A 21,837-nucleotide genomic window follows, 5' to 3' on the forward strand; every position below is an offset into this window, starting at 1 on the left:
TCGCAGCCGAGGCAAGAAAGGAGGAAGGCAGATGGCGGGGAAGAGAAGAACGGGGACGTCGGGCTCCGTATCGATCTACTTCATTGCGACGACGGCGGCGTTCGTTCTGCTGACTGGCTTGCTGATCGACTTCTCGAGGATTGCGGCCTTCCGCAAGCAGGCGGAATTGGCAGTCAAAGCCGGCTCCCGTTCCGTGTTGTCTGCTTTCGAGCCTTCCTTGTATGCGAGCTATGGCCTATTCGCACGAGGCGGCAATCCTGCAGACGAGCTGTTCCGCGAGACGCTGGAGGGGAATATCGAGCCTTCGGACGAAGGCGCTTGGCCGCTTCTCGATGTCCAGTGGAGCGAGAATTCAGGCGTGATCGAGAGCCGCCCGCTGGCAACGCACGATGTCTTCAAACGGGAAGTGCTGGAGGAGATGAAGTACAAAGCGCCGATCGATCTGACAATCGAGCTCGCGGCCCGATTTAGGGGCGTTGCCCCTGCGCTTAAGGAGGCGAAAGCCTCCGTCGATGTGCTGGAGCGAATGAGGGCGGCTTATGACAAGCGGGAAGCTTCATTGGATAAGGCGTTGGATCGGCAGTCGGAGGCTGGCCTGCGGCAGGCTAAAGCGATTGCAGAGCTGGCGCAGAGCTCGACTGGCACGATGTCGGGAGCCAAAGGGGCGGGAAGCGCGAGCGGGATCGCGGACGTTGCGCTGATGTACGACGATTACGTGCAGAAGCGGGAAGCTGATAAGCGAAGGGCGGATGCGTATCGGCAAGCGTTCGACGCTTGGCAGCAGAGGAAGCTAGCAGCGGAACAGAGCGGAGAACAGTTCGAGGAAGAGCCTCCTACGGGCGGCGAACCGCTATATGCGGAGCAGACAGCCGCATATGAGCAGTCGGTTGTGCGGATCGCGAATACGCTGCAAGAGCAAGCGAGCCAAGCGCAATCCATCGCGAATGAGGAGCTGGCGAAGGCTATTCAAGCCCTGGCGGAAGCGCAAGAGGCCAACGAGGAGATACTTCGAATCGCTGAAGAAGCCGAGAACATGAACGTCGACGCCGGGGGCTTCGACGACGGGGTTGATGCCGACGCTTCGATTGGTGAAGATCAGTCCCGATCGATTCAGGAGATACGGCAGTCGGTGAAGGAGCTGGCGCTCGATGAATCTTTCTTTGACCAGTATGAAGAGGAGCTGAACAGCCAGCGGAGCGAAGGGGACGAGAAGACGTCGGCCGCATCCCGGTTGGCCGCGATGTTCCGCGCGGTTCCCGGTTCCGCTGGACAGGGGGGCGCGCTGAGGAGCGCCGCGGGGCAGCTTCAGTCTTCGGAAGAGGAATACCGAGACCGTTATGGCAGCGTTGCCGGATCGGTGCTCCAAGCGAGGAAGGATTCATTCGAGACGCATCGTTCAGGGGATGAACAGCGCAAGCAGCTGGAGAACGAGGCGGAGAAGAAGTGGGATGACGCAGTGTCTTGGCTTGGGGCTTTGAAGAGCAATTCGAGCTCGGAGGACGAAGAGGCGAAGCAGGCTTATGAGCGGCTCCATAAACTTGCACTTGACAATATGAAGTGGAACGAAGCGGAAGAGGAAGCATTGGAGTCTAGCGGCGAAGCGGCGGCTCCCGACAAAGGAAGAGACGAAGCGCTGGCCGATTCCGACGGCTTGCTGGATGCCCTCGGCGAGGCGGCAGCTGGCAGCAGAGATTCGCTCTACGCCGCTGAATACGCGGCTGAGCGGTTCACCTATGCCGACCCTTCTGCCGTACGCTCTCTGCTGAGAGGAGAGGGAGAGATCCCTGCAGCGAATCAGCAATTGGAATATGTGCTATACGGAATCGGCAACGCCTCGGGCAATATTGCCGCCGCATATGGCGAGATCTTCGCTGTTCGGCTCGCGATTCGTACGATGGAAGGGCTGATCGAGTGCAGAGCCTATGGACACCCCCTTGTCATTCTGGCAGCTGCGCTTGTCTATGCGATTGAGCATGCGATAGCGGATATGAACCAACTGGTGAACGAAGGGAAAATCGAATTATCTAAGTACGCGAAGGTAGACACCTATTATCTCGATTACTTGCGTATCTTCCTTCTTCTGCACGGCGATTCGGCGAGCGGGACAGCTCGAAGCATTGCCGTTATAGAGGCGGCGACGGGAATTGATCTCACGCGCGCCTATACGTATGTCAGCGGCGAAGCGACGGCGTCTCTTAAGCTTTGGTTCTTCCCCGGATTAACCAGGCTCCTTGGACGAACCGGCAACTGGGGGGGTGTCGTCAAGGACGGTCGATATGAAGCAGTTTACCAAGCGGATGATTCGTATCTGTGAAGGCAGAGAGGGATCGATGTCGCTGGAAGCGGCTCTGGTCATGCCAATCTTCCTGCTGGCGATTCTGTTCCTCATCTTCCAAATCCAAGTGTCGGTCGCTTCCATGGCGCTTCATGGCGCTCTAACGCAGACGGTACGCCAAGCGGCGTCGCAATGGTACCCGGTATCTCTGGGGCTTGAATCCGTTAGCGGCTCCAAGGTCTATGAGACAACCAAGCAATGGGATGACAAGGTGGCTGATGTCGGACAGGCGCTCTCGAATTACGATTCTCTCCTTCCTTCGCCTATTGGGGATTGGGCTAAGGAAGCGGCGGACGGCACCTGGTCGCTTGAGCAGACGGCTGCCCGGGAGATCTTCGCTCAATATCTGCATCGGTACATAGATGAGCGCGTGCTGAGTGAAGCGGGCATCTCCGTCATTTCCGTGACGCTTCCGGAGGAGAACGACAGAAGCCGAGCTTTCCTGACGGTTAAGGCGGAGTATCGCTTACCGATGCGAATGCCATTCGCAGGCACGCGGTTGGTACTGGAGGAATCGGCGAGAGAAAGAGTGTGGATCAGCGGCTTGCCATCCGAATCGAAGCTGGATGAAGGAGAAGTTGATGGAGGAGTTCTGTCCTTCGTCTCGATCTCCCCGAACCCGGCCATGAGAGGACGCAAAGTAACGCTTACGCTGAAGGCGAAGCCGGGGGAAGCTGTCGATCTGTCGGTCGTGTACAAGAGCGGGCGCAGCCAGGCGAAGCATCTGGGATCAGCCGTTGCGGATAGCGCCGGGCTAGTCAGCTGGACTTGGCATGTGTCCGGCAACACGACGCCCGGAACATGGGATTGGGAAGCGAGAGCGGCAAGCGGCGCAGAGTTGAAGCAGACGTTCGAGGTGGCGGCTCCGGGGAAATGAAGCGCAATTATGCCGCTGGTCTTGCAATGACGACTGCTCGAATGAGAGGGGGAGCCGCTTTGAATGAGACGGTATGGGCCGCTGTCGCACTATTGCTCGGCATCGCGTTGTGGACAGATGTTCGCAGGATGGAGATTCCTAACGGGTTGACCGTAACCTTCGCGGCAGCAGGCTTAGCCTACCATGGCGTTGCTGGCGGGATCGAGGGATTGGGACACGCCGGGCTGGGCGCCGCCGCCGGTCTGCTCCCGCTCCTGATCATGTATGGGCTCAGAGGCATCGGAGGAGGAGACGTTAAGTGGTTCGCAGCGTTCGGCGCATGGGCGGGAGCGAATGCCGCGTGGCAATTGGTCGTGCTCTCGATCTTGTACGCAGGCGGGATTGCCGTTCTATTGCTCGTGTTAAAGCTCCCGGGACTTCGGCGAATCGGAGCAGGTATCGGGCGGCTATGGAGCCAGCCATCATCGGGACGATTCCGCGGGACGATGGCATTTCCCTTCATGCTGGCGGTCGCTCCGGCTCTTGTCACGCTGGGAGTCAATTCGTAAGAGAGGAAGGAGAGCAGCGAAGTGGACGGATACAAAGTCAGATTCGAGCATGGCCGCGGCCACCGTATGGTGCTTGAAGGGGAGCCTCCAATCGGCAGCGGCGAGATAGATGCGATTCAATACCAAATGCTGAGGAATTGTGACATTACAGGATTACTGACGCTGGAGACGGAAGAGATGGACGGCTCCGCCAGTCTCCGCTACTCGTTGTCGGGCCGCCGAATGCTGTCCCATGCGCTTCGTTCCATCCGGTGGTCGATGGCAGACGCGCTGACGGCTCTATGTCGCTTGGCGGACGTGATGGAGATGGGCCGGGAGTATATGCTGGATTTGGAGCGCTACATCTTGGACGACGATTATATATTCGTTGGCGAAGGCTGGCATGATCTGGCCTTTACGTACTTGCCATTATGGAGGCAGACGGCCTCGGCATCTGTCGCATCGGGAATCGAGAAGCTGATCGTCCGTTGGATGATGAATGTCGATACGCCGGATGGCATAGCGATGCAGCAACTGCTTCGTTTAGCTTCATCGCCGGATTTCTCGCCGGCGAAGCTTCGTGAATATGCGCGTCAATATTTAACGGGGACAGTGTTCTCCAGCAGGACGGATTCGCAGAGCGGCAGGACTGGCGAACCCGCCGGGACAACACAGGCTGCAGCCGGCGTTCATGCCGGCCCTCTCGCGCCCAAGCGGGAAGAAGCATTTAGTCCGGCTCCTTCAGCGCCGGAATGGGAGGCGGGAGAGCTAGCTGCATCCCGTGAGAGAAGCGGAATATCCGAGACGCGTGAATCCAAATCTTCTTGGTCCTTCGGCCTCCGGGGGCATGGGGGAGAGCAAGCTTCGCAGGGACTATCGGGGTGGTTGGGAGAAGAACGGTTATGGGATGGCGAGGAAGATAAGACCGGGAGCTCCGTCACCTCTTCTGAAGCGTCCTCCCGCCGGCGCATATGGCTGCTTGCCGGCGCAGCAGCCATGACGGCTGCCGTATGGCGATTCGCCTATTTGCCTCATCCTAGCTCGAGAGGTCTTCTGCTGAGCTTCGGTCTAACGTTTCTTGCCGCTGGAGCCTGTTTTCTGCTCTGGGATGGGAAGTTAGCGAGGAAGGATCGGAGCTTTCGACGTCAGACCGGGCAATCCTCCTCAGCAATAGATGACAAGCCGCAATGGCCGCAACAGTCTAAGCCGGATCCAGACGAAGAAGCCAGAGCTGAGACGGCATCTGCTGCTATTCCGGAGCTTGCATCACCAGAGCGGCGTCCGAGACGGTTCGGCGGCGGACCCGCCTCGCCATCTGCTGCTTGGCAATCCTCGCTGGTATACGATCGCACGGAGCCGAGAGATGACGAACCGGAAGCGGGGACGAGCTGGCTTGATGCCAGCATGAACGGGACTAGGCTGCTCAGCGGAGCGGAAGAGACGGCTACTCCGCAGCGCCGCTATTACTTGGAATGGGACTCCGAAGGAGGCAAACGGCGAATTCCTCTTACTGGCGTCTCTTTGGTAATCGGCCGCTCACCTGAGGCTGCTCAGCATATCGACGACACGGAAGGCGTCTCCAGGGCTCATCTGGAGATTCTATCCGGAGATGCCGCATGGCAAGCCAGGGATCTTGGTTCTCGCAACGGGAGTTGGCTGAACGGCGTGCCGATGGCCCCCTACGAGATTTATCCGCTGAACAAAGGAGATAGCATTCAGGTCGCCTCGTCTTTGTATCGTTACGGAGAGGCATGAACAACAGCACGGGGAACCGTAGAATGCACTTACGATCTACGCATTTGTTGAGAAAATGTTTGATTCTTAATAACGACAGCCAATAGAACGAGCAGAGGACTTCCGGTAATCGAACGGAAGTCCTCTGCTCGGTTGCAGCAATATGCTTATTTGGTCAAATCACGCAAAGCGTCCTCCAGGCGAGAGAACGCGAAGGTATAACCATTCTCGAGCGCCCTTCGCGGATAGGCGTGCTGGCCGGTCAGCAGCAGAACGGACTGTTCGCCCAGCACGCGGCGAAGAAGCCGTTCCGGGACGTGCAGCCAATGTCCGCGGCGCATTACTCTCCCAAGTGTCCGGCCGAATTGGTCGTTGTTGACCGGATCAGGCGCAACGGCATTGAGCGGTCCGGATACGTGCGGGTGGTCCAAGCTGAATAGAAGGAGTCCGATCATATCCTGCAGATGAATCCAGGGGAAGCCTTGCGTTCCTTTGCCCATGCGGCCCCCTATGAAGAACCTGTAAGGGAGACGAAGGAGCGGGAATGAGCCGCCTTCGCGACCAAGCACCAAGCTGATTCTTAGCTTCACTTTGCGCTCGATCGGAATCTGGTCAATGGCTTCCTCCCAAGCGACGACGACGCGTCCGAGGAAATCCTCGGGGCTCGCAGGGGAATCCTCGTCGAACCAGCCATAGTCCAGCGACGAAGTGATGGCGGCCTGACTGTCTGCGCCGCGGGCGCCCAAGTCCGACGGGCGATCTGGATCGCCGTCATGATCCTCCGTTGCTTCATACGCTGGATCCGATCCGGCGGCTTGTTCGAATCCATCATCTCGATCGGATTCGCCGCCCTCGCGAACAGCCATTCTCATCTGCTGAAGCAATTCGTTCACGTCGTCGGAGGAATCCTCTTCGATGCCAATGAACGCCGCTTCGTTCTCCTGAACGAAGGACTGTCGCTGGCCGCTCCGGCTTGAACGAGGCGGAAGCGGCGCATCCGGCCCGGTCGACTCTCCCGCGGAGAACCCGCGGATACCGGCGACATTCGCCGTGACGGCTTCTTCGTTCCGATACTGATCCAGCAGATCGGCGGCAGCTTTGACCCGCGAAGCCGGACGCTTCTTCTTCTTTCTCTTCTTCAGAATGGGAGAGTGGGAATGCCCGTACAGCGAGATGCCGGAAGCGTTCACGAGCGCCTTCGGCGGCGTCTCCATACGCCTCACGATGTCCGCCAGATGCAAGGCCGTCTGTGTTCGCGAGACGAGAATGCGACGCTTGGCCTCATCGCTCCAGCGCTTGCTGATCGTCTCGCCCGAGAGGCTGACGATCGCGTCGACGCCGCTCCAGCGGTCCGGGTTCGCCGACCATTCTTCCCATGTGACATAGAGAAAGCCCGCAGCCGGAGCCGCAGGCAGTTGGCGCGTGACGATGATGACTTCATCTCCGCGGTCCAGCAGGGCTTGCGAGAGCGCCGTTCCGATAAAGCCCGTTCCCCCGCATATCATTACGCGCATCTGAATTCATCCTTTGTCTGCATTATTGCTTGTCGATGCTTACAATCGTCCGCTGTATCAACTCTTGGCCGTCGGCTTCCAGAGCGGACTCTTTGTACTGGAACGTGACGGTGATTCCCGCATCCCAGTCCGAGATTTGTTCCGATACGCTGGAATCAATCTGGAAAGCCGTCGGCTCCCCGCCAAATTCGATCTCGATCGAATGATTATCGATCTGCCCGTTATAAGTGCCCGTTCCTTCCTGAACGGCCTCTGCCTCGGTTTCCGCGTCTGCGGACGCAGAAGCGGAAGGGGAAGGAGATGCTTCATTCGCATCCTGCGATGCGGAAGCGGATGAAGCAGCCGGCGCGCTTGCGCTCGGACTGACAGCTGCGGGCTCATTATTGTTGCTGCAAGCCGTGCCCATTAGAAGCAAAGATAAGACGGCGACGGTACAGGCGGTTTGTTTGCCAAAGCGATTCATGGTAGCACCTCCAGAGATTGTCCAAAAAAGCCTTGCTGTGAAAGTAGTCTCAAGAGGTTAGACGGTTCGCGCGCTCAAAGGTTTCGTTTTTCGCTATTGCGAATCTGCCGCCAGGCAGCGGTTAGACGCCGCAATTAGCCGAGCAGATGGCGGTACGGCGCGTAATCGATCTGGTTCTTCTCCAGGAAATTGATCAAGAAGGTGTGATCGCGCTTCGGGGTCGCGAGTATGTAGCCTTCAATGCAATGCGCTTCCGTCACTTCGGCCGCGCCGCTCTCAACGGCCAGCTGCCCAATGCGCGCAGCGATCGAATGCTTAGCGATATCGCGGAACGCGCCGGGAACGGGCGAAGTCAGCTTGTCGAGCAGCGCCTTGGACTGCTCGGTCCACAGCGGACGGCTCCGTTCGACCCAATAATTCTGCCAATCCAGCTTGGACTTGCCGTCCTCCTTCTTCGGCAGCACCTTCAGGAACTTGCGGAACATGAAGAAGCCGCCGATGCTGACGAAGACGACGAGCACGACCGTCCAGAACGCGATAAAGTACAGAAACCATTCCGGCGTGGAATTCATGCCAATGATCACCTCATCTTGAAATTATAGCTGATTTCTAGATTTATTTCGACGTTCGCGCTACAATAAGGTTTGACCCAAAACGGACATGCCCCGCTCCCGGCGGGACATAGGCGCGGACCAGAGAGGAGTAACGCTATGCTGAAGATCGGCTCTCACGTATCCTTTTCAGACAAAGGACTGCTGACCGCAACGAAGGAAGCGCTCACCTACGGCTCGAGCAGCTTCATGATCTACACCGGCGCACCGCAGAACACGCGGCGCAAGCCCATCGAGGATCTCTACATCCCGGAGGGCAAGGAGGCAATGGCATCGGCCGGCATCGGCGAGATCGTCGTTCATGCTCCTTATATTATCAATCTCGCTTCTTATAAGGAAGACACGTTTGATCTTGCGGTCAACTTCCTCCAAGAAGAGATTCGCAGAACCGCCAGCATCGGCGTGAAGAATATCGTGCTGCACCCGGGCGCCTATACGGAGAAAGACCCGGAATACGGCGTCGCGCGCATCGCCGAAGGCTTGAACCTGGTCCTTGAAGGAACCAAGGAGCTGGATGTGAATATTGCGCTGGAGACGATGGCGGGCAAAGGGACGGAGATCGGCCGCAGCTTCGAGGAGATCGCGGCGATTATCGAGAAGGTCCGCGACAACCATCGCCTGACCGTCTGCATGGACACTTGCCATATGCACGACGCGGGCTACGACATCGTCCGCGACATTGACGGCGTGCTGCGTAAGTTCGACGACGTCGTCGGCTTGGACCGCGTTGCCGTAGTCCATATTAATGACAGCAAGAATCCGCAGGGCGCGGGCAAAGACCGTCACGCCCCGATCGGAGCGGGCTGGATCGGCTTCGAGGCGATCAACCGCGTCGTGCATCACGACGGGTTGAAGGGCCGGCCGTTCATTCTCGAGACGCCGTGGATCGGCAAAGACGGCTCGAGCGAGCGTCCGATGTACGAAGCGGAGATCGCGCTGCTGCGCGCGGACGTAGAAGAGAGATTTGGCGGAGAGTTTCTCGAGGACGTGGAGCGGCTGCATCATTTCTATGACAAATCCGATATTGAACCTCGCTTGTATGTGCTGAACACGTGGGAGCTGCTCAAGTCGGACGCCAAAGCCCGCAAGGCAGACCCGCGCGAGCCGATGGAGAGGCTGTACGATCTGGCGGTGGAGAACCGCGTGCTGTCTTCCGATTATAGCGAAGAGCAGATCAACCTGCGGCTTACCGCGAGCTTAGCCGGCAAAGAGCTGCTGGCCAAATTGTAAGATCAAGATAGAAGGATAGCTGAGAGGAAGAGACCAAACGATGAGTCAACCAGTCTATCAAACGAGGCCGACGGGCGAGGACAAGAGCAATCGCGCGCGGATGCTGATCCTCTGTCCCGATCGTGCCGGAATCGTAGCGACGGTGTCGCAATTCCTCTACGAGCACGGGGCGAATATCGTGCAGTCCGATCAATACACGATGGATCCCGAAGGCGGCATGTTCTTCATGCGTATCGAGTTCGACCTCGACGGGTTGGAGAGCGCGCTGCCTGCGCTGCAAGAGGATTTCGCGAGAGTCGCCGACCGCTTCTCGATGAAGTGGAGCGTCTATCGGGCCGGCCGCCGCAAGCGGATCGCCGTGCTCGTCTCGAAGGAGGATCATGCTCTGCTGGAGCTGCTATGGCAGTGGCAGTCGGGCGACCTGGACGCCGAGATCAGCATGGTTATCAGCAATCACGACGACATGCGCCAGCTGGTCGAGTCGTATGGCATTCCGTACCACCATATTCCGGTCACGCCTGATACGAAGGCTGAGGCGGAACGCCAGCAGCTTGAACTGACCGAGGGCAAAGTCGATCTGATCATCCTCGCGCGTTATATGCAGATCGTGACGCCGAAGTTCATCGAGCGGTTCCCGAACCGGATCATCAACATTCACCATTCGTTCCTGCCGGCGTTCGTCGGCGGCAAGCCGTATCACCAAGCGTACAGCCGCGGCGTTAAGCTGATCGGCGCGACCGCGCATTACGTGACGGATGAGCTCGACGCCGGCCCGATCATCGAGCAGGACGTCCAGCGGGTCAGCCATCGCGAGAACGTGAACGAGCTGAAGCGTATGGGCAGGCACATCGAACGAACCGTTCTGGCGCGTGCCGTCAAGTGGCATGTGGAGGACCGGATCGTCGTGTATCAGAACAAGACCGTAGTATTCGTGTGAGAAAAGGTGTTCAAGCGCAGCATGCGAAGCTCGAGCTGTGCTAAAACAAGAGGCTGCGAGGCACAATAGCCATACTGGCCATGCTGCGATTGCAGCCTCTATACATATGCCGCCTTCGCCGGCCAAGAATGCTCGTGGACAAGAACAAGGAGGTCTTCTAACGCTATGACAGCAAGCTTGAGAACGATCGAACAGCTATCCGTCACAACGATCCGCACGCTCGCGATCGACGCGATCGAGAAGGCGAAGTCCGGACATCCGGGCATGCCGATGGGCGCGGCTCCAATGGGCTACCAGCTGTTCGCCAAGACAATGAAGCATAACCCATCCAATCCTTCCTGGATCGACCGCGACCGCTTCGTGTTATCCGCAGGCCACGGCTCGATGCTGCTCTATTCCTTGCTTCATCTCAGCGGCTACGATCTTCCTCTAGACGAGATCAAGAACTTCCGTCAATGGGGCTCGCTGACGCCCGGGCACCCGGAATTTGGCCACACGGCAGGCGTCGACGCAACGACCGGTCCGCTCGGCCAGGGCTTCGGCATGGCTGTCGGCATGGCGATGGCGGAAGCGCAGCTTGGCGCGACTTATAACCGCGAAGGCTTCGAATTGATCAACCATCGCACGTATGTCATCTGCGGAGATGGCGACCTGTCGGAAGGCATCTCCTCCGAAGCGGCATCTCTGGCCGGCCACTTGCAATTAGGCAAGCTGATCGTCTTGTACGATTCGAACGATATATCGCTCGACGGCGAATTGAGCCTGTCGTTCTCCGAGAATGTAGCGAAGCGCTTCGAGGGCTATAATTGGCAGGTGCTGCGCGTCGGCGACGGCAACGACCTGAATGCGCTGGCGAAGGCGATCGCGGCTGCGCAAGCCGAGACGTCCAAGCCAACCTTGATCGAAGTGAAGACGGTCATTGGCTATGGTTCTCCGAACAAGGGGGGCAAGGGCGGCCATCAGGGCACGCACGGTTCTCCGCTTGGTACGGAAGAAGCGAAGCTCACCAAGGATGTCTATGAGTGGGATTATCCGGAGTTCACCGTTCCGGACGAGGTACGGGCGCACTTCGCGGAAGTGAAGAAGAAAGGCGAGGCTGCGAACGCGGCTTGGAACGAGCTGTTCGCGAAGTATAAAGCCGCGCATGCGGACTTGGCTGCTCAGTTCGAGAACGCGGAGAGCCGCAAGCTGCCGGCCGGCTGGGACGCCGAGCTGCCGAAGTATACGCCTGCGGATAAGGCGCTGTCGACACGCGTCGCTTCAGGCAACGCGCTGAATGGCTTGGCGCCGAAGGTGCCTCATCTCGTGGGCGGCTCCGCCGACCTGGAGAGCTCCACGATGACGCACCTGAAGGGCTTGCCGCAATTCAAAGCCGGCCAGTACGACGGCCGCAACATCTACTTCGGCATTCGCGAATTCGCGATGGCCGCAGCCATGAACGGCATCATGCTGCATGGGGGCCTCAAGGTATACGGCGGCACGTTCTTCGTGTTCACCGACTATCTCCGGCCGGCTGTCCGCCTGGCAGCGCTCATGAAGCTGCCAGTCGTCTATGTGCTGACGCACGACTCCATCGCTGTCGGCGAAGACGGACCGACGCACGAGCCGATCGAGCAGCTCGCTTCGATCCGCGTCATCCCCGGCTTGACGGTGCTTCGTCCGGGCGATGCCAACGAGACTTCTGCGGCATGGGCCTACGCGGTCGAGAACAACGACAATCCGGTCGCGCTCGTCCTCACGCGCCAGAACCTGCCGATCCTCGAAGGGACAGCCGAGATGGCTCGCGAAGGCATCAAGAGAGGCGGCTATATTCTGTCCGAGGCCGCGAACGGACAGCCGCAAGGCATTCTGATCGCGACCGGCTCCGAGGTTCAGCTGGCCGTCGCTTCGCAGAAGGCGCTGGCAGAGCAGGGCATTCATGTTCGCGTCGTCAGCCTGCCGAGCTGGGATCTGTTCGACAAGCAGCCGAAGGATTACCGCGACAGCGTCATTCCGAAGAACATCAAAGCGCGCCTCGCGATCGAGATGGCCCATCCGTTCGGCTGGGATCGCTTCGTCGGCGACGAAGGGGCCGTCCTCGGCATCGACAAGTTCGGCGCATCCGCTCCGGGCGATCGCGTGATCAAGGAATACGGCTTCACCGTTGAGAACGTGGTGGAGCAATTCAAGAAGCTGCTGTAAGCGCATAGGAGAGGGAGAGGGGAATCGCATGTCGCAATTCGATAACGTGTCCGTCATCAAGGAAGCCAATATCTACTTCGACGGGAGAGTGACGAGCCGCACCGTGCTGTTCGCGGACGGCACCCGCAAGACGCTCGGCATCATGCTGCCGGGCGAATACGAATTCGGTACCGATTCGCAGGAGCTGATGGAGATCCTAGCCGGCGAGCTGACTGTTCAGCTGCCAGGCAGCGAAGAATGGATCGCCATCTCCGGCAAAGGCGAATTCACCGTGCCGGCGAACGCCAAGTTCAAGCTCAAAGTGACGCAAACAGCCGACTACGTCTGCTCGTATCAATAAGAACGGGTCAAGAATAACCCCGAGGTTCCGATGAGGAACTTCGGGGTTTTCATTAAGTTAATCCACATGGACGTCGTAGAGCACGCGAACCAACAGCCCTTGCGCATAGTTGCCGAAGCTCTTGCCGTAGATCGTCAGCCCGCGCTTGTTGACCGGGTTGTCGGTAACGGCAATTCGGAGCGTCAACTCGCTCTTGTAATCCAAGTCGATCTGATCGATCGTCACGTCCGATATTCGGCACCCGTCGATGAAGCTGCCTTCGCGGTTAATGCGAATGAGCTTCAGCATGCCGTATTGGTTCAGGTGCGGCGGCCACCAATCCGGATTGATCGCTCCTCTGGCATCGCCGAAATCCCCCGGACTCGTCCAAGAGCCGATCTCGATGCCGTTCACGTAGAAATAAATATCCGAAGGATAGTTATCGCAATAGCCCGGAGCCTCCGAACCTAGCTCCATCGAGAATTGAATCTCCCGGAACGTCTGATTGGACTTCAAGTAATTCGGCACGCGATATTCCAGGAATCCTTCGGAGAGCCAGATGATCTCGGAATCGATCCGCTGAGGATCGGCGAAATATCGGGGATCGTCGAAGTCGCCGATGATGCTGTCTTTGGTCGCCAGGCCGCAGGTCGGAGATGCTTGATAATTGCTGTAGTGGCCGACCTGAATCTCAACCTCGTACAGATTCTCAACATCGCTCTTGCGAAGCTCGATCATCAGCTTGTCTTCGTTCAGATAGCAAAGCTTCTGAATGCCATGCTTGCCGACCGAAGTGTTAATCTCGATCAGTCCGCTCTCTTCCAGCTTCTTCACATGCATGGTGATGGCGCCGTTGCTGAGATTCAGCTTGCCTGCGAGATCGTTCAAGTTGAGCGACTGGTGCTTGGCGAGCAGCTCGAGAATTTGAATTCGAATGTCTGAACTGAGCGCTTTGAAGATGTCCAAGCCGCTCATCAAATCTTTGATATAGATCATCCTGGTACTCCTTCCGTCCGTTACTCGAACGGGCTGCATGTACTGGCAAGGCGGCATTCCGCCGGGCGGATCTTGTCGCTCTTTGCGATTGCCTTTTTAATTTTACTACATATAAATTTAAAATAAAACAAACTTTTTTACAGATAAATCTTTATTTAGAACTAATTCGTTACATGTATCGCATATACCTTTAAAAAAACATGAAAAGATTTAGGTTTATGTGTTTACAACGATCCATAGCTGTGATAATTTAGTAATGCAAACGCATACATCTCCTTTATTGTGAATTAGTTTAGGACATTTTGCAATAAAGAGATGGCTCCGAGCGTGCCGGGATACGGCAGGCCATTCCACTTCGAACCGCAAACATCAATCTGCACTAAACATCATGCCATTTCTTCCTTGCTGCTGTTCAGTGGGTGAACTCATCTTTGTTTTACGAAGTAATCAAGCAAAGAACCTGGGAGGGTCACGGATGAGGAAAAAGTGGTTGATCGTTCTGATGGTCATGTCAATGGTTATGTTCTTGTGGGGGTGCTCCAAATCGTCTTCAACGTCGTCCGGCGGCGAGAGCTCGGTGCTCGAAGGCGGCGCGGGCGAAGGGGCGACGGAGCTCAGCTATTGGACGTTCGTCGAGCTGCATGGCCAGCACTTCGAGAAGATGCTGGAGAAGTGGAACGCGGCTAATCCGGATAAGCAAATCAAGCTGAATGTCACGGTTATGCCGTATGACGACATGCATAACAAGCTGTCGATCGCGGTTCAAACGGGCCAAGGGGCGCCGGATATCTCGGATATCGAGGTCGGCAAGTTCCCGGACTTCCTGAAGGGCGAGCCGCAGCTTGTTCCGCTGAACGATGTGGTGGAGCCTTATAAGGATACGATCGTTCAATCGCGGTTAGACATGTATGCTAAAGACGGCAATTACTATGGCGCTCCGACCCACGTTGGCGCAGCGCTCGCTTTCTACAATACGGAGATTCTTGAAGCCGCTGGCGTCGATTACAAGGCGATCGACACGTGGGAGGACTACAAGAAAGCAGGTCAGCAAGTCTACGAGAAGACCGGCAAATATATGGGAACGGCGGATACGAGCGCGCTCTGGCAGATTAATATGATGCTGGCTGAGCAAAGCTCGGATTTGACAGACGACTCCGGCAAACCGATCGTCAATTCCCCTGAGATGGTGAAGGGCCTGTCTATCCTGAAGGATCTGCAGGACAGCAACGTCCTCGCGACGGTCGCCGGCGGCCAGCCGGATACGGAGGAAGCGTACGGCGAATTCAACCAAGGCAATTATGCGAGCGCCATGATGCCATTCTGGTTCACGTCGCGCTTCGTCAACTACATGCCGGATCTGGCGGGCAAGATCGCCATCGCGCCGATCCCGGTTATCGAGAAGGGCCAGCCGAGATCGTACGGCGGCGGCGGCACAGGGACGGTCGTTACCAAGACGGCCAAAGACGTGCAGCTGGCCAAGGAGTTCGTCGCCTTCGCGAAGCTGTCGGCGGACGCCAATGTCGAGATTTGGAACACGCTCGGCTTCGATCCGATCAACATGGACGTATGGTCGATGGAGGACGTCACGCATAACCCCGAGAACAAGTTCAATCAATACTTCGTGAACAATGCGTTCGACGTGCTGAACGAGATTAAGGACGGCATTCAGCAGATCAAATCGACGGCAGCTTCGCCGACGATCAACAACGTCTTCGGCACGACGACGTTAAACGAGATCTTCGAGGACGGCAAGGACGTCAAGCAAGCGCTGGACGATGCCCAGGCATCCATCGAACAGCAACTGCAGTAATCCGCACACGGCAATAGCGCTGCGAGCTACCCTGATGAGGGGTAGCTCTATTTTGGAAAGGCAAGAGGTGAAGATCGCATGGTCAAACGATTCCTTTACTCTCAGAAGGTAGCGCCTTACGTGTTCGTACTGCCGTTCATCCTCGTGTTTCTCCTCTTCTGGGTGTACCCGCTGGGCAGCTCCGTCTCGATGGGATTCCAGAAGATCACGATCGGCCAGGAAGCGCAATGGGTCGGCCTTGATAACTATACCAAGATGCTGGGCGACGAGATCTTCTTGAAGGCGATCAAGAACAGCTTCGTCTATATGGTGCTGACGATTGTGATTCTGATCCCGTTCCCGATGCTGTTCGCCGTCTTGATTAACAGCAAGATGATGTGGGCAAGAGAGTTCTTCAAATCCGCGTTCTTCCTGCCGGCTTTGACGTCTGTCGTGGTCGCAGGCACGATCTTCCGGCTTATGTTCGGCGAGATGGAGACTTCCTTGACTAACAGCTTCCTGGGCTTGTTCGGGCTCGAGCCGGTTAAGTTCCTGAAAGGGCAAACGACTGGATTCATCGCGCTGCTCACGCTGGCGACCTGGCGATGGACGGGCGTTAACATGCTCTATTTTCTATCCGGACTTAAGAACATCCCCGAGGAATATTACGAAGCGGCTTCGATCGACGGCGCTTCTGCCGCCCAGAAGTTCTTCCGGATTACGATCCCGATGCTGAAGCCGACGACGATCTATGTTGTCACGATCAGCATCTACGCAGGCCTTGCGATGTTCGTCGAGAGCCTCATGCTGTGGAACGGCAACAATTCACCGAAGAACATCGGCCTTACAATCGTCGGTTATCTGTACCGTCAAGGGATCGAGAAGAATGAGATGGGCTATGCCGCTGCCGTCGGCATCGTGCTGCTCTTGATCGCGATGATCATTAATCTCACGCAACTAACCTTAACCGGCATGTTCCGAAAGGGGGAGTAGTATGAGCCGCCAACTGCCGAAGAGGCTCGGCCTCCTGCTGCTTTTCACCGTTATCTGTCTGGCAGTGCTGGTTCCGTTCTACGCAATTACGCTCGGTTCGTTCAAGCCGGGCAAGGAGCTGGTACGGGGCGGGCTAAACCTGAGCTTAGACCCTTCGGTCATGAGCTTCGACAACTTCACGTTTCTGTTCACCGGCGAACATGCTTACTTCACCTGGTTCTTCAATTCACTGCTGTTGACGCTTGTGCAGGTGGCTGTAACACTGCTGGTCAGCGCATTCGTCGCTTACGGCTTCGCCGCTTACGAATTTAGAGGGAAGAACTTCCTCTTCATCTGTGTGCTGCTCATCATGATGGTGCCGTTCGAAATTCTGCTGCTTCCGCTCTACAAATTGATGTACGACATCCATCTGATGAATTCATATGGGGCGATCATTCTGCCGGGGCTTGCGAGCGCCGCCACCGTGTTCTTCTTCCGGCAATATTTAAGGGGTATTCCCGAAGAGATTATCACCGCCGGACGGGTTGACGGCGCCAGCGAGTACGGTATCTACTTCCGGCTTATTCTTCCGGTGATGAAGCCTGCCTTCGCGGCTATGGCGATCTTGAATGGCATGAACAGCTGGAACAACCTGCTCTGGCCGTTCATGGTGCTAAGCGACGCTAACAAGTATACGCTGCCGATCGGCTTGAAGACGCTGCTCACGCCGTACGGGAATAACTATGACCTGCTCATCGTCGGCTCCTTCTTCTCGATTCTGCCGATCTTCGCCCTCTTTATCGCCTTCCAGAAATACTTTATCGACGGCATGACGGCCGGCTCGGTCAAAGGATAAAGCCAAACCAGCGTTAGATTGGAGAGAGAGACGTGGCCATAAGCTTGAGTAAGCCCATCATCGAACAACGGGCTGATCCGTGGGTGTATAAGCATACGGACGGCATGTACTATTTTACCGCGTCTGTTCCGGAATACGACCGCATTGAAGTCCGGCGTTCCGATTCGCTGTTAGGCCTTCGGGATGCGGAGCCTGTCGTCGTCTGGCGGCGGCACGAGAGCGGGCCGCTCAGCGCGAACATCTGGGCGCCGGAAATTCACTATCTCGAAGGGAAATGGTATATCTACTTCGCCGCCGCGCGCACATCCGAGACGAAGGAGGGGCTGTTCGACCATCGGATCTATGTGCTTGAGAATGCTGCGGCCAATCCGCTGACGGGCGAATGGGCTGAGAAAGGGCAAGTCAGGACTCGCTGGGAGACGTTCGCGCTGGATGCGACGACCTTCGAGCATCGCGGGACGCGTTATCTGGTCTGGGCGCAGAAGGACCCGGATATCGCTGGGAATTCGAATCTCTATCTGGCGAAGATGGCCAATCCTTGGACGCTTGAGGGCGAGCAGGTGATGCTCTCGACGCCGGAGTTCGATTGGGAGATCATTGGCTTCCGAGTGAACGAAGGGCCGGCCGTGCTGAAGCATGCGGGGAAAATCGGGATCGCGTTCTCGGCAAGCGCGACGGACGCTAACTACTGCATGGGATACTTGGAAGCGCCGGAGGATGCGGATCTGTTCGACCCGCAATCTTGGGTCAAATCGTCTCAGCCAGTGTTCAGAACCGACGAGAGCATCGGTCTGTATGGTCCTGGGCACAACAGCTTCACCGAAGCGGATGGCGAGGCCGTGATGGTGTTCCACGCTAGAACGTACAAGGAGATTGCCGGCGATCCGCTGTATGATCCGAATCGCCATACATTCATGGCGAAGCTGCGCTGGAAGCCGGACGGCTCGCCGAACTTCGGCAGTCTGGAGCTGCTGTGACGGCAGTTGCGAAAGCAATGGAGCGTCGGCAGCGGAAGTTATACAGCAACGCCATAAGAACGTTCTCCACGCGGAGAACGTTCTTATGTCTTGCTAGGACGGCGCTGGATATCGAAGCGATGCGCCTCTAATAGGGGAAGATCCTCGTCTTAACGATCACTGACTATATCTGTCAGGAATAATCAGGTAAACTATAGATGAGAGGGGGCGGAGTCATGTCCAAGGCGACGAATATGCTGTCTATTCTGTGGCTGCTCCGCTCAGGCAGAAGAATGACGGCGCAGAAGCTGGCGGACGAATTGGAGATTCACATCCGAACCGTCTATCGCTGCATCGACTCCCTGTGCGCCAGCGGCGTTCCGATCATCGCCGATTCCGGGCCGAACGGCGGCTATCGAATTCTCGACCATTTCACCGAATCGCCGCTGGTATTCGATACGGAAGAGCAGAAGGCGCTAGTCCACGCTTCGGCGTTCGCGCTTGAGGCCGGATATCCGTTCGATGTGGAACTGATTCGCGCGATCGACAAGCTGAAGCTCTATACGAACGAGGGCCAACTGGAGCAGATCGAACGCCATTCGCAAGGGCTGGACGTGATTCATCCGCCGTCCGAGCCGAAGCAGCGGGAATGGCTGCGAATGCTCGAGTACGCCGCGGTTCTCGGACGCTCCCTTGAGATGGAATATCGCAAGGAAGGCGCCGATGCTCCGGCGGTAAGGATCTTCGATCCGTACGGCATCGTCCATTGGAAGGGCGCTTGGTATGCGGCGGGCTTCTGCCGGATGCGCAGCGAGCTTCGCAGCTTCCGGGTCGATCGGATCATCCGGCTGACGTATGGAGAGGGGGGGTTCGAGCGGCCGCCCGGCTTCTCCGCCAAGCGGTTCCTCTTGGGCTCGCTGCTTCCCGATACTCTGGGCGAAGAGACGCTGTCGGATGTTAGGATTGGCGGCCCGCAGCAAGCGCTCGATCTGCTGTGCCAGCACTGGCTGTTCGGCCACGCGCTGAGGGAGCGATGCGATACGGAGGCATTATTTCGAATCGGCGAGCCGACGCTTAGCAAGTACGTGCCTTACTATTTGCTGCCGTATGGAAGAGCGCTGACGATTCACGAACCGCGCAGGCTGGTCGAGCGAATGGCGGAGGTCAGCGCGGAGCTGGCCGGGCACTACCAGAACATGAAGCCGGCTCCAACTGCGGAGACGGGCAAAGGAGAAGGATGTCCATGAGCAAATATGCGATGTACGGCAAGTTCCAAGCCCATCCGGGCAAAGGAAGCGAGCTCGCACAAATTCTGCTGGAGGCGGCGGAGCAGAGCAAGTCGTTCGACGGCTGCGAGCTGTATCTCATCAACGAAGCGGCCGAGGATCCCGACACGATCTGGGTCACCGAGCTGTGGCGCGACGAGGCGGCGCACGACGCATCGCTCCAGAACGAAGGCGCGCGCGCTTTGATTAGCCGCGCGATGCCGCTCATCGCCGGCGTCGAACCGGTCAAGCTTCGACCGCTTGGCGGCAAGGGGTACTAATCGGGTTGTTGCGGAGGCTGAGCCATAAGCTGTCGAATGAGCTGGTAAACGCGGAATACATGAGGAACGCTCCCGAGCAGGGGCGTTCTTTTTTTTCTATTGGGCTCTCGTATCTGGCCGAATCGCTGACCGCAGCTGTCAGCAATGCTCGGCTACAATTGGAGTCGAGACGGGAAGGAAACGATATGGAGGGATTTGTTCATGTTCGCTTCGATTCAAGATTTCGTGATGGAATTTGAGATGGAGTCCGCCCTTACGGAGCAAACGTTGGGTGCGCTGACGGACGAGTCGCTCTCGCAAGCCGTTGCGAGCGGGTATCGGACGCTAGGCCGAATCGCTTGGCATCTGGCGCATTCGCTCAACTTCATGGCCAGCCTGGGCCTGAAGTTCGACGAACCGCTTGTCCCGGATCAAGTGCCAGACAAGGCGGCCGACATCGCTGCGGAATACCGGCGGATCAGACAAGCGTTCCTGCGGGCCGTTCGCAGCCAATGGACGGATGACACGCTTCGGGAGTCCGTGACGATCCTCGGACAGGAATGGATGAACGGAGCGTCGCTCCGCTTCGTTCTCCGTCACGAGATCCATCACCGCGGACAAATGACGGTGCTCATGCGTCAAGCGGGCTTAAGGGTGCCGAACTTGCTTGGCTATACGCGGGACGATTGGATCGAGATCGGCGAGACCCCGCGGCCATAGGACAGCAGGCGAGTGTGCGTGTGCGAGTACGGATGCGAGATCGATCCCATCCCAATCGACGCTGATCGGACAAGGTTGCCGCTCATGCAGCACGCGCAGCTGCATGCGTTAGCGGAATCCGGTTCCGTTATCTGATCGTGACTACTTGCTCGTAGACGCGTTAAAGGAACACGGTTCCGTTATTTGCGGCATTCAGTCGAGTAACGAACTTGAGATGCGGCAATAACGGAACGCTGTTCCGCTACTTCGCGCAGGTCGTTCTACAGCTTGCCAATAACGGAACTACGTACCGTTAAAGCTAAGATGCCAGTTCTCTCGACACCTGACAATCGCCTCGATAGGGCGGTTGTTCTTGTGCTTAGCGCTAAGAACGATTGGCGTCCGATACGCTGCCGATTAACCGCGAAGCTGGCGTCCGATCCATTCCTCATATACATGCGCGAGCGCGGCCAAGTCGTCCTCGCCGTAGCCCATGGCTTGGCCGGCTTGGAACAGGCTCTTGGCAATGCCGAGCATCGGCGCCGGAACGCCCATGCCGTCCGATAGGGCAGTGGACAGCTTCAAATCTTTGAGCATGAGAGCGAGCGAGAATTGAACGGAATAGTCGTTCGCGAGAATCTTGGGTCCCTTCAGATCCGCTTGCTTGCTCGCCGCGCCGCCGCCCTGCACGATGCGCACGAACGCTTCCATATCCAAGCCGCCCTTGGCGGCGATGGCCATGCCCTCGATTAAGCCGGCCGCGTTAATGCCGACGATCGTGTTGTGGCACAGCTTGGCGGTCGCGCCGGTGCCGCTCTCGCCCATGTAGATAATCTCGCGGCCCATCGCGAGGAAGAGCTCGCGGTGGGCTTCGACCGTCGCTTGGTCGCCGCCGACCATGAAGAGGAGTGTGCCGGCAATCGCCCCGTCCTTGCTTCCGGTCACGGGAGCGTCGAGGAAGGAGCCTCCCTTCGCGGCGACATCCGACGCCAGCCGGCGAGCGAGCGCAGGAGAGATGGTGCTGCTGTCGATGGCAACGGCGCCAGGCTTAAGGCCGGCCAATACACCTTTATCCCCATAGTAGACCTCTTCCACTGCGCTGTCGTTGCTGATGATCGAGACGACGACATCCGCATCCTTCACCGCTTCGAGCGGAGAGGCGGCGGCGGATGCGCCATGTTGGAGGAGTACGTCTGCCTTGCCTGGCGTCCGGTTATAGACGGTAACGGTATAGTTCTTCTGAAGCAGGTTGGCGGCCATCGGCGCGCCCATGGTGCCGAGTCCGATGAATGCGATAGCGGTCATAAGATCGTTCT

General features: G+C 57.5%; 20 protein-coding genes. 15 read left to right on the top strand and 5 right to left on the bottom strand.

All coding sequences use genetic code 11. From position 1 onward, the window contains the following. The first annotated feature begins 31 nt into the window (after positions 1–31). Genes H4Q31_RS07190 through H4Q31_RS07205 form a run of 4 tightly spaced genes read left to right on the top strand, consistent with a single transcriptional unit; the run spans position 32 to position 5,494 of the window. On the top strand, positions 32–2,314 hold the full coding sequence (locus H4Q31_RS07190) for a hypothetical protein (protein WP_185178395.1): 2,283 nt from the start codon (positions 32–34) through the stop codon (positions 2,312–2,314). Continuing rightward, positions 2,277–3,212, top strand: coding sequence for a pilus assembly protein (locus H4Q31_RS07195; protein ID WP_185178396.1), 936 nt, complete (start codon positions 2,277–2,279; stop codon positions 3,210–3,212). The genes H4Q31_RS07190 and H4Q31_RS07195 overlap by 38 nt, the downstream gene beginning before the upstream one ends. Before the next feature lie 59 nt (positions 3,213–3,271). Then, positions 3,272–3,760 carry a prepilin peptidase gene (locus H4Q31_RS07200; RefSeq protein WP_185178397.1) on the top strand — a complete coding sequence of 163 codons (489 nt, stop codon included), beginning with the start codon at positions 3,272–3,274 and terminating at the stop codon, positions 3,758–3,760. A 21-nt stretch (positions 3,761–3,781) separates the two neighbouring features. Next, entirely contained in the window at positions 3,782–5,494 is a 1,713-nt protein-coding gene (locus H4Q31_RS07205) for a DUF6382 domain-containing protein (protein ID WP_185178398.1), read from the top strand. A 146-nt stretch (positions 5,495–5,640) separates the two neighbouring features. On the opposite strand, the gene H4Q31_RS07210 is transcribed toward H4Q31_RS07205, so the two are convergent. The 3 genes from H4Q31_RS07210 to H4Q31_RS07220 form a co-directional block, all read right to left on the bottom strand. Further along, a complete protein-coding gene (locus tag H4Q31_RS07210; protein ID WP_185178399.1) occupies positions 5,641–6,987 on the bottom strand; it encodes an epimerase in 1,347 nt (448 codons plus the stop codon). A gap of 22 nt (positions 6,988–7,009) precedes the next feature. Then, positions 7,010–7,450, bottom strand: coding sequence for a LytA/YqiH family protein (locus H4Q31_RS07215; RefSeq protein ID WP_185178400.1), 441 nt, complete (start codon positions 7,448–7,450; stop codon positions 7,010–7,012). A 134-nt stretch (positions 7,451–7,584) separates the two neighbouring features. Next, on the bottom strand, positions 7,585–8,022 hold the full coding sequence (locus H4Q31_RS07220) for a DUF2621 domain-containing protein (protein WP_185178401.1): 438 nt from the start codon (positions 8,020–8,022) through the stop codon (positions 7,585–7,587). A gap of 138 nt (positions 8,023–8,160) precedes the next feature. Here H4Q31_RS07220 and H4Q31_RS07225 point away from each other — a divergent pair, with 138 nt between their 5' ends. From H4Q31_RS07225 to ppnP, 4 genes are all read left to right on the top strand, one after another. Beyond that, positions 8,161–9,291, top strand: a complete 1,131-nt coding sequence (locus H4Q31_RS07225; protein ID WP_185178402.1) for a deoxyribonuclease IV — start codon at positions 8,161–8,163, stop codon at positions 9,289–9,291. Positions 9,292–9,331: 40 nt separating this feature from the next. Beyond that, complete coding sequence (purU, locus tag H4Q31_RS07230) at positions 9,332–10,228, top strand: formyltetrahydrofolate deformylase (RefSeq protein WP_185178403.1); 897 nt, start codon at positions 9,332–9,334, stop codon at positions 10,226–10,228. A 165-nt stretch (positions 10,229–10,393) separates the two neighbouring features. Further along, positions 10,394–12,409 carry a transketolase gene (gene tkt, locus H4Q31_RS07235; RefSeq protein ID WP_185178404.1) on the top strand — a complete coding sequence of 672 codons (2,016 nt, stop codon included), beginning with the start codon at positions 10,394–10,396 and terminating at the stop codon, positions 12,407–12,409. A 28-nt stretch (positions 12,410–12,437) separates the two neighbouring features. Further along, positions 12,438–12,749 (top strand): pyrimidine/purine nucleoside phosphorylase, encoded by a 312-nt coding sequence (gene ppnP, locus H4Q31_RS07240; RefSeq protein WP_185178405.1) that lies wholly within the window; start codon positions 12,438–12,440, stop codon positions 12,747–12,749. A 57-nt stretch (positions 12,750–12,806) separates the two neighbouring features. Here the strand turns inward: ppnP and H4Q31_RS07245 are convergent, their stop codons facing one another. Continuing rightward, a complete protein-coding gene (locus H4Q31_RS07245) occupies positions 12,807–13,724 on the bottom strand; it encodes an ArsR/SmtB family transcription factor (protein WP_185178406.1) in 918 nt (305 codons plus the stop codon). 475 nt (positions 13,725–14,199) lie between these two features. Here H4Q31_RS07245 and H4Q31_RS07250 point away from each other — a divergent pair, with 475 nt between their 5' ends. The 7 genes from H4Q31_RS07250 to H4Q31_RS07280 all read left to right on the top strand — a co-directional run bounded on the left by H4Q31_RS07250 (position 14,200) and on the right by H4Q31_RS07280 (position 20,542). Beyond that, on the top strand, positions 14,200–15,534 hold the full coding sequence (locus tag H4Q31_RS07250) for an extracellular solute-binding protein (protein ID WP_185178407.1): 1,335 nt from the start codon (positions 14,200–14,202) through the stop codon (positions 15,532–15,534). 78 nt (positions 15,535–15,612) lie between these two features. Continuing rightward, the gene (locus tag H4Q31_RS07255; RefSeq protein WP_185178408.1) at positions 15,613–16,506 is read left to right on the top strand and encodes a carbohydrate ABC transporter permease; all 894 of its coding nucleotides are present in this window, start codon (positions 15,613–15,615) and stop codon (positions 16,504–16,506) included. A gap of 1 nt (position 16,507) precedes the next feature. Continuing rightward, entirely contained in the window at positions 16,508–17,341 is an 834-nt protein-coding gene (locus H4Q31_RS07260) for a carbohydrate ABC transporter permease (protein WP_185178409.1), read from the top strand. Between the two features lie 44 nt (positions 17,342–17,385). Further along, complete coding sequence (locus H4Q31_RS07265; RefSeq protein WP_221626759.1) at positions 17,386–18,318, top strand: glycoside hydrolase family 43 protein; 933 nt, start codon at positions 17,386–17,388, stop codon at positions 18,316–18,318. Between the two features lie 215 nt (positions 18,319–18,533). After that, positions 18,534–19,544, top strand: a complete 1,011-nt coding sequence (locus tag H4Q31_RS07270; protein WP_185178411.1) for a helix-turn-helix transcriptional regulator — start codon at positions 18,534–18,536, stop codon at positions 19,542–19,544. Continuing rightward, positions 19,541–19,843, top strand: coding sequence for a putative quinol monooxygenase (locus H4Q31_RS07275; protein WP_185178412.1), 303 nt, complete (start codon positions 19,541–19,543; stop codon positions 19,841–19,843). The genes H4Q31_RS07270 and H4Q31_RS07275 overlap by 4 nt, the downstream gene beginning before the upstream one ends. A 201-nt stretch (positions 19,844–20,044) precedes the next feature. Further along, positions 20,045–20,542, top strand: coding sequence for a DinB family protein (locus tag H4Q31_RS07280; RefSeq protein ID WP_185178413.1), 498 nt, complete (start codon positions 20,045–20,047; stop codon positions 20,540–20,542). A 396-nt stretch (positions 20,543–20,938) separates the two neighbouring features. On the opposite strand, the gene H4Q31_RS07285 is transcribed toward H4Q31_RS07280, so the two are convergent. After that, a complete protein-coding gene (locus H4Q31_RS07285; RefSeq protein WP_185178414.1) occupies positions 20,939–21,826 on the bottom strand; it encodes an NAD(P)-dependent oxidoreductase in 888 nt (295 codons plus the stop codon). Positions 21,827–21,837: the final 11 nt, after the last annotated feature.

Origin of the sequence: Cohnella lubricantis (genome assembly GCF_014212015.1) — a bacterium.
GTDB classification, from domain to species: Bacteria; Bacillota; Bacilli; order Paenibacillales; family Paenibacillaceae; genus Cohnella; species Cohnella lubricantis.